General features: G+C 45.1%; 14 protein-coding genes. 10 read left to right on the top strand and 4 right to left on the bottom strand.

Annotation, left to right across the window (positions count from 1 at the left end):
• Positions 1–67 precede the first annotated feature (67 nt).
• The 6 genes from BCV39_RS08530 to BCV39_RS08505 all read left to right on the top strand — a co-directional run bounded on the left by BCV39_RS08530 (position 68) and on the right by BCV39_RS08505 (position 5,074).
• Positions 68–358: a DUF2607 family protein gene (locus BCV39_RS08530; protein ID WP_102432487.1), complete on the top strand. Its 291-nt coding sequence runs from the start codon at positions 68–70 to the stop codon at positions 356–358.
• Positions 359–400: 42 nt separating this feature from the next.
• The gene (locus BCV39_RS08525) at positions 401–1,171 is read left to right on the top strand and encodes a DUF2796 domain-containing protein (protein ID WP_102460921.1); all 771 of its coding nucleotides are present in this window, start codon (positions 401–403) and stop codon (positions 1,169–1,171) included.
• Between the two features lie 140 nt (positions 1,172–1,311).
• On the top strand, positions 1,312–2,028 hold the full coding sequence (locus BCV39_RS08520; protein ID WP_048659285.1) for an ABC transporter ATP-binding protein: 717 nt from the start codon (positions 1,312–1,314) through the stop codon (positions 2,026–2,028).
• The gene (locus tag BCV39_RS08515; RefSeq protein ID WP_048659286.1) at positions 2,025–3,284 is read left to right on the top strand and encodes an FtsX-like permease family protein; all 1,260 of its coding nucleotides are present in this window, start codon (positions 2,025–2,027) and stop codon (positions 3,282–3,284) included. The genes BCV39_RS08520 and BCV39_RS08515 overlap by 4 nt, the downstream gene beginning before the upstream one ends.
• A gap of 14 nt (positions 3,285–3,298) precedes the next feature.
• On the top strand, positions 3,299–3,814 hold the full coding sequence (locus tag BCV39_RS08510; RefSeq protein ID WP_017058892.1) for a DUF3299 domain-containing protein: 516 nt from the start codon (positions 3,299–3,301) through the stop codon (positions 3,812–3,814).
• A 351-nt stretch (positions 3,815–4,165) separates the two neighbouring features.
• Positions 4,166–5,074, top strand: a complete 909-nt coding sequence (locus BCV39_RS08505) for a TIGR03899 family protein (RefSeq protein ID WP_048659288.1) — start codon at positions 4,166–4,168, stop codon at positions 5,072–5,074.
• A gap of 164 nt (positions 5,075–5,238) precedes the next feature.
• Here the strand turns inward: BCV39_RS08505 and cysC are convergent, their stop codons facing one another.
• The 4 genes from cysC to cysD all read right to left on the bottom strand — a co-directional run bounded on the left by cysC (position 5,239) and on the right by cysD (position 10,067).
• Positions 5,239–5,859 carry an adenylyl-sulfate kinase gene (gene cysC / locus BCV39_RS08500; RefSeq protein ID WP_102433644.1) on the bottom strand — a complete coding sequence of 207 codons (621 nt, stop codon included), beginning with the start codon at positions 5,857–5,859 and terminating at the stop codon, positions 5,239–5,241.
• 24 nt (positions 5,860–5,883) lie between these two features.
• Positions 5,884–7,608: an SLC13 family permease gene (locus tag BCV39_RS08495; protein WP_048659290.1), complete on the bottom strand. Its 1,725-nt coding sequence runs from the start codon at positions 7,606–7,608 to the stop codon at positions 5,884–5,886.
• 65 nt (positions 7,609–7,673) lie between these two features.
• Positions 7,674–9,104, bottom strand: a complete 1,431-nt coding sequence (cysN, locus tag BCV39_RS08490; RefSeq protein WP_048662155.1) for a sulfate adenylyltransferase subunit CysN — start codon at positions 9,102–9,104, stop codon at positions 7,674–7,676.
• An 18-nt stretch (positions 9,105–9,122) separates the two neighbouring features.
• Entirely contained in the window at positions 9,123–10,067 is a 945-nt protein-coding gene (gene cysD / locus BCV39_RS08485; protein WP_226088532.1) for a sulfate adenylyltransferase subunit CysD, read from the bottom strand.
• Positions 10,068–10,481: 414 nt separating this feature from the next.
• Here cysD and BCV39_RS08480 point away from each other — a divergent pair, with 414 nt between their 5' ends.
• The 4 genes from BCV39_RS08480 (at position 10,482) to BCV39_RS08465 (ending at position 15,023) form a co-directional block, all read left to right on the top strand.
• Positions 10,482–12,458, top strand: a complete 1,977-nt coding sequence (locus tag BCV39_RS08480) for a bifunctional 2',3'-cyclic-nucleotide 2'-phosphodiesterase/3'-nucleotidase (RefSeq protein ID WP_102433643.1) — start codon at positions 10,482–10,484, stop codon at positions 12,456–12,458.
• Positions 12,459–12,743: 285 nt separating this feature from the next.
• Entirely contained in the window at positions 12,744–13,331 is a 588-nt protein-coding gene (locus BCV39_RS08475; RefSeq protein ID WP_102433642.1) for a DedA family protein, read from the top strand.
• Positions 13,328–14,461, top strand: coding sequence for an ATP-grasp domain-containing protein (locus BCV39_RS08470; protein ID WP_102433641.1), 1,134 nt, complete (start codon positions 13,328–13,330; stop codon positions 14,459–14,461). Before BCV39_RS08475 ends, BCV39_RS08470 begins: the two co-directional genes overlap by 4 nt.
• A gap of 19 nt (positions 14,462–14,480) precedes the next feature.
• Positions 14,481–15,023, top strand: coding sequence for a hypothetical protein (locus BCV39_RS08465; protein WP_102433640.1), 543 nt, complete (start codon positions 14,481–14,483; stop codon positions 15,021–15,023).
• Positions 15,024–15,025: the final 2 nt, after the last annotated feature.

Genomic DNA, 15,025 nt, shown 5'->3' with positions numbered 1-15,025 from the left:
GATCTTATCAAAGGATATTGTTATATTATAACAGTATCCTTTTTTTATTCTGTGGTTAATCATCCTGATGTGGCAAGACACACCCAACAATGTGAAACGCAAAACAGGCTTGTTGCTTGGGCTGATGCTCATGCTAAGCGTGTTAGCAGCAACACACATGGTGGACATTGACCCAGAGCACCACACTTCGCATCACTGTGAGCTGTTTTCAATAAATCAGTTCACTACGGCACACTCGCTGCCACAAGTTCCAGAGTTTCATTCAGAGTTTACTGCCGTTATCACAGAATCAGTAACTTCACTACAGCGGCTATACTTCGCTTACTTGGCACGCTCACCTCCTGTAAATATCGCTTAATTACCACTACTTTTTAATTAACCTTTATTCAGGAAACAAAACATGAAACCTTCTATTTTAGCCGTTGTTATCGGCATGACTGTCTCTACAAATGTTCTAGCTAACGAAGAATTCCGCTCTCATGATGCACACGTACATGGTCAAGTTGAAGTAAACATCGCGCAAGATGGGCAAGAACTGCTTGTTGAAGTAACAGCACCAGGCGCCGATGTGGTTGGCTTTGAACATGCACCAGAAAGCGCTGAGCAAAAGAAAGTGTTTGAACAAGCTATCGCACAACTGAACAAGCCAGACGAACTGTTTAGCTTTAACAATGCGAGCTGTACTCTGAAGTTTAAATCAGTGACTAACACGCTAGAAGGCGATCATGATGAGCATGAAGGCCATGATCACGCTGAACACGGTCATGAGGACCACAAAGACCACGCTGAGCACGATCATGACGACCACAAAGACCACGCTGAGCACGATCATGACGACCACAAAGACCATGACCATGCTGAACACGATCATGATGACCACAAAGACCATGACCATGACCATGACCATGCTGAACATGATCATGATGACCACAAAGACCATGAAGGTCACGAGCACCACGACCATGAAGGCCATGATCACTCACAAGGTGGCCACGGTGAGTTCACTGTTGAGTACCACTATGAATGTTCAGATGTTGCTAAGCTAGACACAGTTAGCACTCAGTGGTTCTCTAAGTTCAGCAACACTGAAAAAATGACGGTGAACCTACTAACAGACACAGCTCAAGTACAAGAAGTACTTAACGCAGAGCGTATTAGTTTCCGATTCTAATCACTCCCAGATCGGATTAAACGTAAATAAGCAGCCAAGTAAGTACCTACTTACTTGGCTGTTCAAATCGGTGTGCTCTAGGGAATTTATGCTTCTAATTGCTGTCCAGTAGATACACCGCTTTAATTATTGGAGCTCGCATGCCCTCTGACAGTTCATCACTTGTGGTCAAACTCGAAAATATTAGCTTTCGTTGGAAGCCTGAATTACCGCCAACGCTGGAGATCCCTTCTCTGCACATCCAAGCTCAAGAGCACCTTTTCATAAAAGGGCCAAGTGGTTGTGGGAAATCAACATTGTTAGGCCTGCTGACTGGAATCAACCAAGCCGAACAAGGTGAAGTCTCTATCTTAGGCCAAGACCTGACTCAGCTTACACCTCGTCAAAGAGACAAATTCAGAGCCGACCATATAGGTTATATCTTCCAACAATTTAACCTGCTCCCTTACTTATCAGTAATCGACAACGTGACGCTTCCTTGCCAGTTCTCAGCTATTCGCAAGCAACAAGTAACGGAAAGTAAGAACAGCCTGCAAGCAACCGCTCAAGATTTATTATTACGACTAAAGCTACCTCAAGCCTTAATGGATAAACCTGTTACTGAGCTGAGTATTGGCCAACAACAACGTGTTGCTGCCGCTCGTGCTTTGATCGGCCAACCCAAAATCATTATTGCCGACGAACCAACCTCGGCTTTAGATCATGACAACCGAGAAGCTTTTATCGAACTGTTGCTAGAACAGGCCAATCAAGCGGGCTCGACGCTTATCTTTGTGAGTCACGATCCAACACTCGAAAAGTTGTTCACTCGAACCATAGATTTAAAAACCGTTAACCAAGCTAAGGTTGTCGTATGAAAGTAATTACTCACTTAGCCTTAAAAAGCGTACTCAATCGTAAAGCCACGGCTATTCTGACTATTCTTACCGTGGCGGTGTCTGTCATTCTCTTGCTCGGTGTAGAGCGCGTAAGAACCGAAGCCAAGAGCAGCTTTGCGAATACCATTTCAGGTACAGACCTTATCGTCGGTGGCCGTTCTGGTCAGGTAAACCTACTGCTTTACTCAGTATTCAGAATCGGTAATGCGACCAACAACATCGACTGGAAAAGCTACCAAGAATTTAGCCAGCACAACGCAGTAAAGTGGGCGATCCCAATCTCATTGGGCGATTCACACAAAGGCTTCCGCGTGATGGGTACAAATCATAGTTACTTTGAAAACTATCGCTATGGAAGTAAGCAGTTACTTACTTTCCAACAAGGTAAAGAATTTGAACAGCTATTCGATGTAGTGATTGGTGCCGATGTCGCTAAGAAACTGGATTACAAAATCGGTGACCAGATCATTCTTGCACACGGTATCAGCGATGTGGCGTTCAGCCGTCACGATAATCTGCCCTTCAAGATTGTAGGAATACTTGCACCAACAGGAACGCCGGTAGACAAGACCGTGCATGTTTCGTTAGAGGCTATTGAAGCGATTCATGTTGGCTGGGAGTCAGGTGCTAACCTAGGACACACACCGGATGCCGAAACCTTAAAGACTTTTGATTTCCAACCGAAGCAGATTACCGCAATGATGCTCGGGCTGAATTCGAAGATCCAAACCTTCGCACTGCAAAGAGAAATCAATAACTACCGTCAAGAACCTTTGAGCGCCATTATGCCGGGCATTGCCCTTCACGAATTGTGGGGAATGATGGCTGTAGCAGAACAAGCATTGTTAATTGTTTCAGGATTTGTTGTTGTCGCCGGTTTATTGGGCATGCTCAGTAGCCTACTCACTAGTTTGCAAGAAAGGCGTCGCGAGATGGCCATCCTGCGTGCAATGGGCGCAAGACCTCGCCATGTGTTTGGTTTACTGATCAGTGAAGCCAGTGCGCTGACCTTCCTTGGCATTACATTAGGTGTTGCGGTGTTATTTGCGCTGATCGCAGTGGTTGCTCCTATTGTGCAACAAAGTTATGGTATCAACATATCGATATCCGCAATCACACCTCATGAGTGGAAACTGCTTATGCTGGTCCAAGTTGCCGGAATCATTATCGGCTTTATTCCCGCTTTCAGGGCTTACCGCCAGTCATTGTCTGATGGCATGACGATTCGAATCTAAAATAGGAACCTACGATGCAACGCAAATTCCTACTGATACTTGGGCTACTTCTGTTCCCATTTATCAGTACAGCTCACGCTGAAACCACTCAGAATGACGAATCGGTATTAACACTTGAATGGATTGATTTGATTCCAGAATCAGAGCGCGCTCAACTAGATTCATTTGGTATGCCAATGGTTGACCACAATAGTATGGACAAACCTCAACAATCGACACTTGGTGCTGTTCGCCCAGAGCTGAATGGCAGCACAGTGAAGATTCCAGGCTTTGTGATTCCATTGGAAGGTGATGAGAATATGATCACTGAGTTTCTGCTGGTACCGTACTTTGGCGCATGTATCCACGTGCCACCGCCGCCACCGAACCAAATCATCTACGTGAAGTTCCCGAAAGGTGCGCCAATACAGCAGTTATGGGATGTGATTTATTTAGTCGGTACGCTAAAAACTGAGTCGATCAGCCATGACTTAGCGCAAACAGGTTATCTTATTGAAGGTACTGCGATTGAAGAATATGACGACATGTAGTCATTAGAAGGGTGGTTCAAGGATGAGCTGCCGTCACTGAACGAGTGAGATCATTCAATAACAGTTTAATAACGATAATTTTCTTCTGAATTACGCGATGTAATTAGATAAGTAAGCTAGAACAGCAACATAAGTCGCGAGCAATAACCCTATACTGAGCTGTTTCTTCAGCTTGTTATCATTGACTTGATTCATAACTCCTCCTTGAGAATTACAACAAATTTAACATTTTATTATCATTAGCAAAAGTAAAATTTTGTTGAAACCTTCAACTCTGCACGCAAAATCTAGCCACCAATCAGATAAAGAGTTACATTTTAGACAGTTAAGTCGTTTCCTTAGGATACTCTTATGTCAGAAACCAAACAGCCAGTGATCATCGAGCATGCTAGCGATACACAGCACAAGCATGAGAAAAAGCCTCATATTGCCGACAGTGCCAGCAGAATGCTGCACATCGCACAAAGCTTCGGCCTCGATTCCTTAATTAGTCACAATGCAAAGCCAAACGATAAAGGTGAGAGTACCCTTATCGAACGGGCACTATTGCGAGAGAAAAAACGTAGAGAGCTTCGCCAAAAGAACCTAGAACAGATTCTAAAGTTGGCGCACTCTTCATGTAAGGATGAAGCGGCGGGCGACCCGGATCAGGACTGGCTGTACCGCTTTTTCGATATGGCACAAGAGATCCACAATACATCGATGCAAAGGCTATGGGCTCAAGTACTGAAACGAGAAGTCACTAACCCAGGCTCGACGTCGATGAAGGCGCTTCAGATCTTAAAAGACATGACGCCAAAGGAAGCACTGACCCTACAAAGAGCGGCATCACTGGGTTGTAGCTTTGGTAGCGATAACAGCAGAAAGCTCTTACTCGGCTTCAAATCTCATGCAGGGCTGTTCAGCTTTGGTAAAAGAGACACCACCAACACCATCAACCTTGGTGGGCATAACCTTCCCTACTCTAGCCTGCTCCATTTGATTGAACTCGGGATTATTCTCGGCACTGAGTTAGAGTCTGGAGAAATTGATTTCGATCCAGCTCTGCACCTAACCTATCAAGGTAAAAGTATGTCACTGGCACCGTTATCAAAAGGGGTGAAGCTGGTTTACTACCGATTCAGCCCAACAGGTAATGAGCTTTGTACCTTGCTTGGCAACAAGCCAAACACACAGTATTACGACCAGCTGATTGCACTATTGAGCCAGAAATTCACGGTTCAGACAGAAGTGAAAAGCAGCGTGAATTACACCGTCTAGATAATAGAGTTTAAGAAATAGACGGTGTAAAAAGTGAAGTGGATTGAGAAGAATAAAGAGAATATAGAGGATAGGTTTCTTGTCTCGGTAAACCAAGACTGTATTACTTGTCAGTTATGAACAAACCGATAAGCAAGTGGACAGCCTTAATCATACCAACGATCTCAATTGGCTAAAATATTTCGCTTCTCCAACGCATCAATACACAGTTCAACCAATTCATCGAGCGTCTTCTCACCTGCAGGTAGATCAATCTCAGGGTTCTGAGGCGCTTCGTACACTGAACTAATACCTGTAAAGTTCGGGATCTCTCCGGCACGTGCTTTCTTATACAGACCTTTAGGATCACGCTGTTCGCAAACCTCTAATGGCGTATTGACGAACACCTCCAGAAACTCACCTTCCGGCAGTAAGTCACGTACCAATTGTCTTTCTGCTTGGTGCGGAGAAATAAAGGCTGACAACACGATCAAGCCTGCATCCGCCATCAATTTAGCGAGCTCACCAATACGACGGATGTTCTCTCTACGATCCTGCTCAGAGAAGCCAAGGTCACTACATAATCCATGACGCACATTGTCGCCATCCAATAAGTAAGTATGGTAACCAAGCTGTGCCAAGCGATTTTCTAATGCGCCAGCGACTGTCGATTTACCAGAACCAGACAACCCCGTGAACCAGAGCACAGCTGGCTTTTGTGATTTCAGATCCGCGCGGAATCCTTTATCAATCGAGTGTTGATGCCACACAACATTCTCATCTTTGTGTTTGAGTACTGCGGTCATAAATAGTCCTTTAAATAAACAGCATTAAAATGGGAAAAAGTAAGGAATTAGGGTCAGTACCAAGCCCGAGTAAACAATCGAGATTGGAATACCAATACGTAGGTAATCCGTAAGATGGTAATTACCTACGCTATAAACTAGTAAGTTGGTTTGGTAGCCGTATGGAGAAATGAAACTAGCACTGGCACCAAATAGTACCGCCATGATAAACGGCATGGGATCGACGCCATAGCCTACCGCCATGCTGTAACCAATAGGAAATGAGAGTGCTGCAGCCGCATTATTGGTAACAAGCTCAGTCAGAACCAAAGTCATAAAGTAAGTCGCAACTAACGCGCCGAACACTCCCCAACCATTAAAGGCCTCCATGAACATCAACCCCATGCGCTCAGATAGTCCTGATGAAATCATCAGTTGAGCAATAGACAGCGCAGAGCCCACGATCACCACAATATCAACCGGAAAACGGCGACGAAGTTCACCAAGTTGTACCACGCCAAATGCCACCAGCAATAGTAAGAAACCAGCTAAGCCTTTGATAATAGGTACTACATCAACAAGAGCAAGGCCAATTACGCTAGCAAAGCCGAGCAACACAAACGTCGATTTATCGGCATCAAGCTTGGCACTCGAATCTAAGTCATTCATCAACACAAACTCTTTGTTGTGTTGTTGGCGCTGTTCTTCAAAGCGTTTACCGGGAACCAAAATCAAGGTATCACCAGCGGTCAATGTGATATTCCCTAACCCACCTTCAAGGCGTTCATGACCACGACGAATAGCAACCACAACTGCATCGAAACGGTCTCTAAACTGGCTGGTTTTCAGTGTTTTGTTACAAAAGCTTGCCGATGAACTCACCACAACTTCAACGAAGCTCTGACCGTTCAAATGGTGCTGACCAAACAGAGTCAGTCCTTGGATTTCTTGCAGTGTCGCCACGCTCTCGACATCACCACAAAACAGCAATCGGTCACGAGCTTGAAGAATAAAATCAGGGTCAATCGAAGCCGTGGTTTTACCGTCGCGAATCACTTCCGCTAAGAACAGTTTTCTCAATGCTCGGAGGTTATTTTCACTTACGCTGCGGCCGACTAACGGTGAGCCGGGCTCAACTCTCGCTTCTAGAAAGTAAGGCAGATCATCTTGGGAACCATCATCGTAGCTTGGTAAGAAGTAACTCAGAGGGATAAGGATCAACACACCGCCGACTAAAACCGCTAAACCGATCAAAGTGGGTGTAAAAAAGTTTAAGCTTGGCAGTCCGGCATCTTCAACAAAGCTATTGATGATCAAGTTGGTTGAGGTACCGATCAATGTCAGTGTTCCACCAAGAATAGCAGCGTATGACAAAGGAATAAGTAACTTAGATGGCGCATGCTGTTGATTACGTTTGATCGCTCCGATCAAAGAGACAACTACTGCCGTATTATTAGTAAAAGAAGAAAGTAACGCTGTGGAAATACCTAACTTCGCAACCACAGTACCTAGCCTACCTTCAGAGATATTGCGGCTAACCCAGCTGATTAAGCGAGTTTTCTCCAACGCACTTGATGCGAGGATCAGAAGAATTAAAGTCAGTAATGAGGAGTTAGTGAAATTATTGGCTAAGCTCGACAAGTCGATCATACCAGCCATAAAAGCAATAAACGCCGCACCAGCAAAAATAAAGCTTGGCTTAATACGGGTAACGAGCAGGCAAGTAATAATGCCGAGCAAAATCGCTAATACAAATCCTTGTTGCCACATATACCCGTCCTTTATGGCGGAAACGATCGGTTTCCGCCTGATTCAATAAGCTGTTACTTAGTCGTTTATGACTTCAGTAGTTGGCTTAAATCTTTGGCATCCCAATGAGGGAAATGCTTGCGAACCAATGCGTTGAACTCAAGTTCAAATGCAGAGAAGTTACCCACTTGCTGTTCAACAGAGTCCAAACGGTCTCGAATCAAACCTGCGCCAACCGTCACGTTAGTTAGACGGTCGATAACGATGAAGCCACCGGTATCGGCACTTTCACGGTATTTATCCAGCGCAACTGTCTCGTTCAATGACCATTCACACAAGCCAATGCCATTCAGTGGCAACTCATCAACGGCGTGAGTCGACAGGTTGTTGATGTCGTATTGGTGACGAACGGTTTCAACCTGACCGACGGTTTTCTTGCCTGCGATCTTGATGTCATAAGCTTTGCCCGGTTGTAGTGGTTGCTCTGTCATCCACACGATGTCAGCCAATACGTGGTTAGTAGATTCAATCTGAGCGTTTTCCAACACAATCAAATCACCACGGCTGATGTCGATCTCATCTTCAAGGGTCAGCGTTACCGCCAAGCCCGCTTGTGCAGATTCCAAATCACCATCAAAGGTCACGATACGTGCAACCTTAGACGTTTTGCCTGACGGCAGTGCTTTGATTTCGTCACCAACACTTACACGGCCAGAGGCCACTGTGCCTGCAAAGCCACGGAAATCTAAGTTCGGACGATTCACATACTGCACAGGGAAACGGAATTCTCCCGCAGAACGCTTTTGATCAATATCGACGTTCTCTAACACTTCCAGTAGAGATGGACCTTCGAACCATGCTAGCTCTTTACTTGGTGCAGCAACGTTGATGCCTTCAAGCGCCGAAACTGGCAGGATCTGAATGTTAGTTTCGCCTTCTAGGTTTTCAGCAAACTCTAGGTATTCATCGCGAATCTCTTCAAAACGATCTTGTGAATATTCCACGAGATCCATCTTGTTGACTGCAACGATGAAATGCTTCAAACCAAGCAAGTTAGAAATAAACGAGTGACGACGCGTTTGATCCAGTACGCCCTTACGAGCATCAATCAAGATCACCGCCAGATCACACGTTGAAGCGCCTGTAGCCATGTTGCGCGTGTACTGCTCATGCCCAGGGGTATCAGCAATAATGAATTTACGTTTTTGCGTCGAGAAGTAGCGGTAAGCGACATCGATCGTGATGCCTTGCTCACGTTCAGCCTGCAAGCCATCAACAAGCAGTGCCAAGTCAGGCTTCTCACCTGTAGTACCCACTCGTTGGCTATCCGAGTGAACTGCGGCTAACTGATCTTCATAAATCTGTTTTGTATCATGGAGCAAGCGACCAATTAGCGTACTTTTACCGTCATCTACTGAGCCACAAGTTAAAAATCTAAGCATAGATTTATGCTGATGCTGACTTAGATAACCTTCAATCCCTAGTTCAGCCAATTCGGCTTCTACTGCACTATTCATTTTTCTTTCCTTAGATTCTTAGAAATAACCTTGGCGCTTTTTCAGCTCCATAGAGCCTGACTGATCATGGTCAATCGCTCGACCTTGACGCTCACTAGACGTAGCCACCAGCATCTCTTCAATAATGCCTGTTAGCGTATTCGCCTCAGATTCAACCGCTCCGGTTAGTGGGTAACAGCCTAAAGTACGAAAACGAACGCTTTTCTCTTCAATCACTTCACCTTCTTGCAGCTCCATGCGGTCATCATCAACCATGATAAGCATGCCATCACGCTCAACAACCGGGCGCTTGTCTGAAAGGTAAAGTGGAACAATATCGATGCTCTCTAGATAGATGTATTGCCAAATATCCAGTTCAGTCCAGTTTGATAATGGAAATACACGAATGCTTTCGCCCTTATTCACCTGACCGTTATAGGTGTGCCAAAGCTCAGGACGCTGGTTTTTTGGATCCCATGTATGGTTCTTGTCGCGGAAAGAATAAACACGCTCTTTCGCTCGAGATTTTTCTTCGTCACGACGCGCACCACCAAAAGCGGCATCGAACCCGTACTTGTTTAACGCCTGCTTAAGGCCTTGAGTTTTCATGATGTCAGTGTGCTTAGAAGAACCATGTACGAACGGGCTACATCCCATCTCAATACCTTCTGGGTTCTTATGTACTAAAAGGTCGAAGCCGTACTTTTTAGCCGTACGATCACGAAACTCAATCATCTCGCGGAATTTCCAATCCGTATCAACGTGTAGCAGTGGGAATGGAATCTTGCCTGGGTAAAACGCTTTGCGAGCTAAATGAAGCATCACAGAAGAATCTTTACCGATGGAGTACATCATTACTGGGTTATCAAACTCAGCCGCTACTTCACGGATAATATGAATACTTTCCGCTTCTAGCTGTTTTAGGTGGGTTAAACGTTCTTGGTCCATTTCAGTGCTTCCTTTAAGGCTCGCGTTACGAGCAATTCATTACTTGGTCTTGCCAAGCAAGGGATTTAACTCATCCACTTAAGTGAATGGGAGTATTGGCACTAGAAGAAAACAGAAGCTTCGTGTTGAGCTATCCTTGCTATTCATCTGCCTGATACGTCCTTGATATAGGCATTATGACGAGCCTCTCATATTACTGGAAATTCTAAAATTTCATTTTTTATTCGAAAAGCTGATAAGGGATTGAATTTATCGATAAGCAAGTGAAATGAATGGACTAATATAATTGATACCAATTGCGCATCGATTGAACAGCTTTGGGAGGCGTCTTGCAGAACACCATAAAGTAATCGATCTAAGTCACGAATTAACATTCGTTGTAATCATTGTTTCATTCCATTTTGTTACATTACGCAACGAATTTTCTACTATCCACTTTGGAGCTACAAAATGAAAGTTGCAATGAAACCTTTGTCATTGGCTGTACTTGCGGGTCTTGGTTTGACTCTAGCAGGCTGTACAACAACACCAGATACCGATGAAGTGATTAAACTACGTGTCGTAGAGACAACGGACATCCATACCAACCTAATGGATTACGATTACTACAAAGACAAGCCATCGAAAAAAATCGGCTTAGCACGTACTGCAACTTTAGTAAAAGAAGCTCAAAACGAAGTAACCAACAGCGTATTAGTTGATAACGGTGACTTGCTGCAAGGTAGCCCAATGGGTGATTACATGGCAGACAAAGGCATCGTTGCAGGTGAAGTTCACCCTGCATACAAAGCAATGAACCAACTAAGCTACGATGCAGCAAACATCGGTAATCACGAATTCAACTACGGTCTTGAGTTCCTAGAAGAGTCTATCAACGACGCTGATTTCCCATACATCAGTGCTAACGTTTACGACGCAGAAACGAAAGAGCACTACTTCACGCCTTACATCATCAAGACACACACGTTTGAAGATACAGCTGGCGTAGTGCATGAGATCAAAGTGGGTTACATCGGTTTCGTTCCACCACAAATCATGACGTGGGATAAGAAGAACCTTGAAGGTAAAGTTACTGCTCGCGACATCATTGAAACTGCTAACGAGTTAGTGCCTCAAATGAAGGCTGAAGGTGCAGACGTTATCGTTGCGATCCCTCACTCTGGCGTATCTCAAGACCCATACAAAGCAGGCGAAGAAAACTCTACGCTTTACCTTTCTGAAGTAGAAGGCATTGATGCTATCGCATTCGGTCACTCTCACGCGGTATTCCCTGGTAAAGGCTTCGACAACATCCAAGGTGTTGATAACGAAAACGGCACCATGAACGGTGTTGCGGCAGTCATGCCAGGCCGTTGGGGTAGCCACGTAGGTGTTATGGACCTAACACTGGCACAAAAAGACGGTAAGTGGGAAGTGGTTAAAGGCCAATCAGAAGCACGCCCTATCTACGACAAGATCGAGAAGAAGTCGCTTGCTGCTGCAGATGAAGGCATCGTAACAGCACTAGAAAAAGACCACGCAGGTACTCGTGAGTTTGTTAACCAGCCAATTGGTAAAGCAGACGATGTGATGTACAGCTTCCTGTCTCTAGTACAAGACGATCCAACAGTACAGATTGTTAACCTTGCACAGAAAAATTACGTTGAGCAATTCATCCAAGGTGACCCAGACCTAGATGGCACGCCAGTACTTTCAGCAGCTGCACCGTTCAAAGCGGGCGGCCGTAAGAATGACCCAGCAAACTTCACTGAAGTTGAATCTGGTCAACTGACATTCCGTAACGCAGCTGACTTGTACCTTTACCCGAACACGCTAGTTGCGATGAAGGTAACCGGTCACGAAGTAAAAGAGTGGCTTGAGTGTTCTGCTGGTCAATTCAACCAGATCGACGTGAACTCAACAGCACCACAACAACTGATCGAGTGGGATAACTTCCGTACTTACAACTTCGATGTTATCGACGGTGTTGATTACCAAATCGACGTAACTCAACCTGCGAAATACGATGCAAACTGTAAAGTCGTTAACCCTGACTCACAGCGTATTGTTGGCCTAACTTACCAAGGTAAGCCAATCGACATGAAGCAAGACTTCTTGATCGCGACCAACAACTACCGTGCATACAGTGCTAAGTTCCCAGGTACAGGTGAAGATTTCATCGCATTTGATGCACCAGATGAGAACCGTACTGTGCTTGCAAACTACATCTCTCGCGTAAGTAAAGAGCAAGGCCAAGTAAGCCCAACGGCTGACAACAACTGGTCATTCGCACCAATCAAAACAGATAAAAAGCTAGATATCCGCTTTGAAACGTCGCCAAGTGAGAAAGCGGCACAGTTCATCAAAGAGAAGGGTCAATACCCAATGAAACGTGTAGCGACTGACGATGTTGGTTTCGGCGTTTACCAAATTGACCTAACTAAATAGATTACTCTAGTAATCAATAGGTAACCTTTTAAAAGGCTGAGTTTAACAACTCAGCCTTTTTCTTTTCTTATCTAAATTCACAGTCTAAAGCCTTAACTTTCGAACCTTAAACACCTGCTCATTCTTCATCTAAATCGCACACCTCAAATCATCTATTAAATCAAATCAACGTAAAAAAGAAGCAATTCACTGTAAGTTTTTCTGAGCTCCTCCTGTCTATTTAATTTACTACACTCAATGAATGGCCAATAAGCCATTCATCTATAGGATAGATAAGGACATTTGATGGGCACCGTCGAGAGCATTCAAGCATGGTTAAATTCAGGGGAGGAGTCGCTGCTATGGCTGATGCTTGGCATTGTCGCGCTTTCTTACCTACTTGAAGATCTGGCCATCGTTACTGCGGCAGGTTTAGCGACTCAAGGGCTCATCCCACCTCAATATGCGTTACTTGCGATTTTTATCGGCATTGCCACAGGTGATCTTGGCCTCTATTACCTTGGGAAATCAGGCCGTTATTTCCGAGGCGTTCGTTACAAAGCCCTCACCAACCGATACTTTCTAGCGCTTCGCACCAAATTACGTCAAAACGCATTCAGCAGTCTTTTTGTCATCCGCTTTATACCGGGGCTTCGTACCGTTGGTTTTACCTTAAGTGGTTTTTTCGCCATACCACTGCCTACTTTCTTGTTTGCCGTTATTAGCGCAACAGCGATCTGGACTGGCGCTGTCTTCTCTACCATCTACTATTTAGGGACATCAGCGTGGCTGCAAGCCTCTGAATATCAATGGATCGTCATCCCGTGTGCCATCGCTTTGCTGCTAATCGGCAATCGATTAATGAATAAAACCTACTCTAGAGGATTATCATGAGTTCACCGCAAGATATTCACATCATTCCAGCACATCAAATTAATGCCGGCATGCCCCTGCTTGAAAAAGATACCGTGCGCAGTGTCTCTCCTTATGAATTTCTTCCGACGTGGTTCTTCTACACTCCAGTAGTGATTCAAAGCCTGATGCAAGGGTTACGGCACTGTGATTGGGCGCTACCACTCATCGCCAACCCGAGCATTAAACTCAGTGGTATGGTCGGCGAATCGAAACACGAGATACTGAGCCTTGCCGGATCGTCGAGCAAGCGTTGGATCTCTCCATTTATCACTTTAACCAAAACCGATCTTAGTAGTAAGAAACAAGCTGAAGATGCACGCAGCGCACTCATACAATCAGATCTTGATTTCCCTATCGTGGCAAAGCCGGATCTTGGCTGTCGAGGTGTTGGCGTAAAGCTGATCAACAACCAAGATCAACTTGAGCAATATATTGAATCTTTCCCAAATCATGCTCGCTTTCTTCTGCAAGAAAAGGCGCCTTATCAAGCCGAGGCTGGTGTTTTCTATATTCGTTACCCGAACAGAAAACAAGGCGAGATCATCTCGATCACTCTCAAATATTCGCCAATGGTGATTGGAGATGGAACCTCGACACTCAAACAGTTAATCGAGAACAGTCCGCGTGCAGGACAGCTCAGTCACCTATACCTGCCGAGGCATGAAGATAAGTTGGCTCAAGTGCTCGCAGAGGGCGAAGAGTTCCAACTTGCGTTCGCGGGTAGCCATAGCCGTGGCTGTATCTTCCGAGACGGCAATCAATACATTACTCAAGCTTTAACCGAACGTTTAGATGAGATATTCGACGACTTCGACGGTTTTCATTTTGGTCGACTCGACGTCAAGTTTAAGGACATGCACAGCCTAATGAGAGGTGAGGATTTCACGATCCTTGAGGTCAATGGTGCAAGCAGTGAAGCTGGGCACATCTGGGATCGCAACACACCACTGCGAGAGATATTTTCCACACTACTTCTTCAATACCGCATTCTTTTTGATATTGGCGCTCAACAGAAACAAAGAGGCCATCAACCTCCTTCTTTTAAGAGCCTGTTTAACGCGTGGCAAGAAGAGCGACGTCTTGTTCAACAATATCCGACCACCGATTAACTTTGTACGAGGATCATGAATGAACCCCACAGCCCAACCGAGCGCCCTCACTTCTTTCTCTCCTAGTATCAAGGGAGCGGTAGAAATATTGAATCAGGGTTTAGAGTTTCTATTAGCGATTTCTGACAGCGACTATCTGACACGAGCGAAGCCGCACGTCACAAGCTCTATTGGTGAGCACACTCGCCACACGCTCGATCTTTTTCATGCGCTGATTTTAAAAGAGAACGCGACCGTTGATTACAACACTCGTCGCCGTGGTCATCCGGTCGAATACGATCGTTCAATCGCAGTAAAAGAGATCCACTATGTGATCAACTGGCTTGAACGATTAGACCGCAACGATCTCGAAGCGCCTATCATGATCCAAACCGAGGTTTCGATGGATGTTCAAGTATTTGCAAGCCTACCTTCTACGCTAGAAAGAGAAGTGACTTTTGCGGCGCTGCATGCCAATCATCATTACGCGATGATCAAGGTGATCACCACCTTCCTAGACATTGAAACCTGCAACACCTTTGGTTATGCCCCAACCACCAGTAGCTATCTGAGGGAGCAATAACT

The organism is Vibrio sp. 10N.286.55.E10 (genome assembly GCF_002872555.1).
Taxonomy (GTDB): domain Bacteria; phylum Pseudomonadota; class Gammaproteobacteria; order Enterobacterales; family Vibrionaceae; genus Vibrio; species Vibrio crassostreae.
The sequence above is the reverse complement of the archived record's forward strand: the minus strand, read 5'-3'. Positions and strand labels throughout refer to the sequence as shown.

Excerpts from the sequence above, each read along its gene's own strand:
- BCV39_RS08505 (WP_048659288.1), top strand. The coding sequence starts at position 4,166 with ATGTCAGAAACCAAACAGCCAGTGATCATCGAGCATGCTAGCGATACA.
- BCV39_RS08475 (WP_102433642.1), top strand. The coding sequence starts at position 12,744 with ATGGGCACCGTCGAGAGCATTCAAGCATGGTTAAATTCAGGGGAGGAG.
- BCV39_RS08470 (WP_102433641.1), top strand. The coding sequence starts at position 13,328 with ATGAGTTCACCGCAAGATATTCACATCATTCCAGCACATCAAATTAAT.
- BCV39_RS08520 (WP_048659285.1), top strand. The coding sequence starts at position 1,312 with ATGCCCTCTGACAGTTCATCACTTGTGGTCAAACTCGAAAATATTAGC.
- BCV39_RS08530 (WP_102432487.1), top strand. The coding sequence starts at position 68 with ATGTGGCAAGACACACCCAACAATGTGAAACGCAAAACAGGCTTGTTG.
- BCV39_RS08515 (WP_048659286.1), top strand. The coding sequence starts at position 2,025 with ATGAAAGTAATTACTCACTTAGCCTTAAAAAGCGTACTCAATCGTAAA.
- BCV39_RS08465 (WP_102433640.1), top strand. The coding sequence starts at position 14,481 with ATGAACCCCACAGCCCAACCGAGCGCCCTCACTTCTTTCTCTCCTAGT.
- cysC (WP_102433644.1), bottom strand. The coding sequence starts at position 5,859 with ATGACCGCAGTACTCAAACACAAAGATGAGAATGTTGTGTGGCATCAA.
- BCV39_RS08525 (WP_102460921.1), top strand. The coding sequence starts at position 401 with ATGAAACCTTCTATTTTAGCCGTTGTTATCGGCATGACTGTCTCTACA.
- cysN (WP_048662155.1), bottom strand. The coding sequence starts at position 9,104 with ATGAATAGTGCAGTAGAAGCCGAATTGGCTGAACTAGGGATTGAAGGT.
- BCV39_RS08495 (WP_048659290.1), bottom strand. The coding sequence starts at position 7,608 with ATGTGGCAACAAGGATTTGTATTAGCGATTTTGCTCGGCATTATTACT.
- BCV39_RS08480 (WP_102433643.1), top strand. The coding sequence starts at position 10,482 with ATGAAAGTTGCAATGAAACCTTTGTCATTGGCTGTACTTGCGGGTCTT.
- BCV39_RS08510 (WP_017058892.1), top strand. The coding sequence starts at position 3,299 with ATGCAACGCAAATTCCTACTGATACTTGGGCTACTTCTGTTCCCATTT.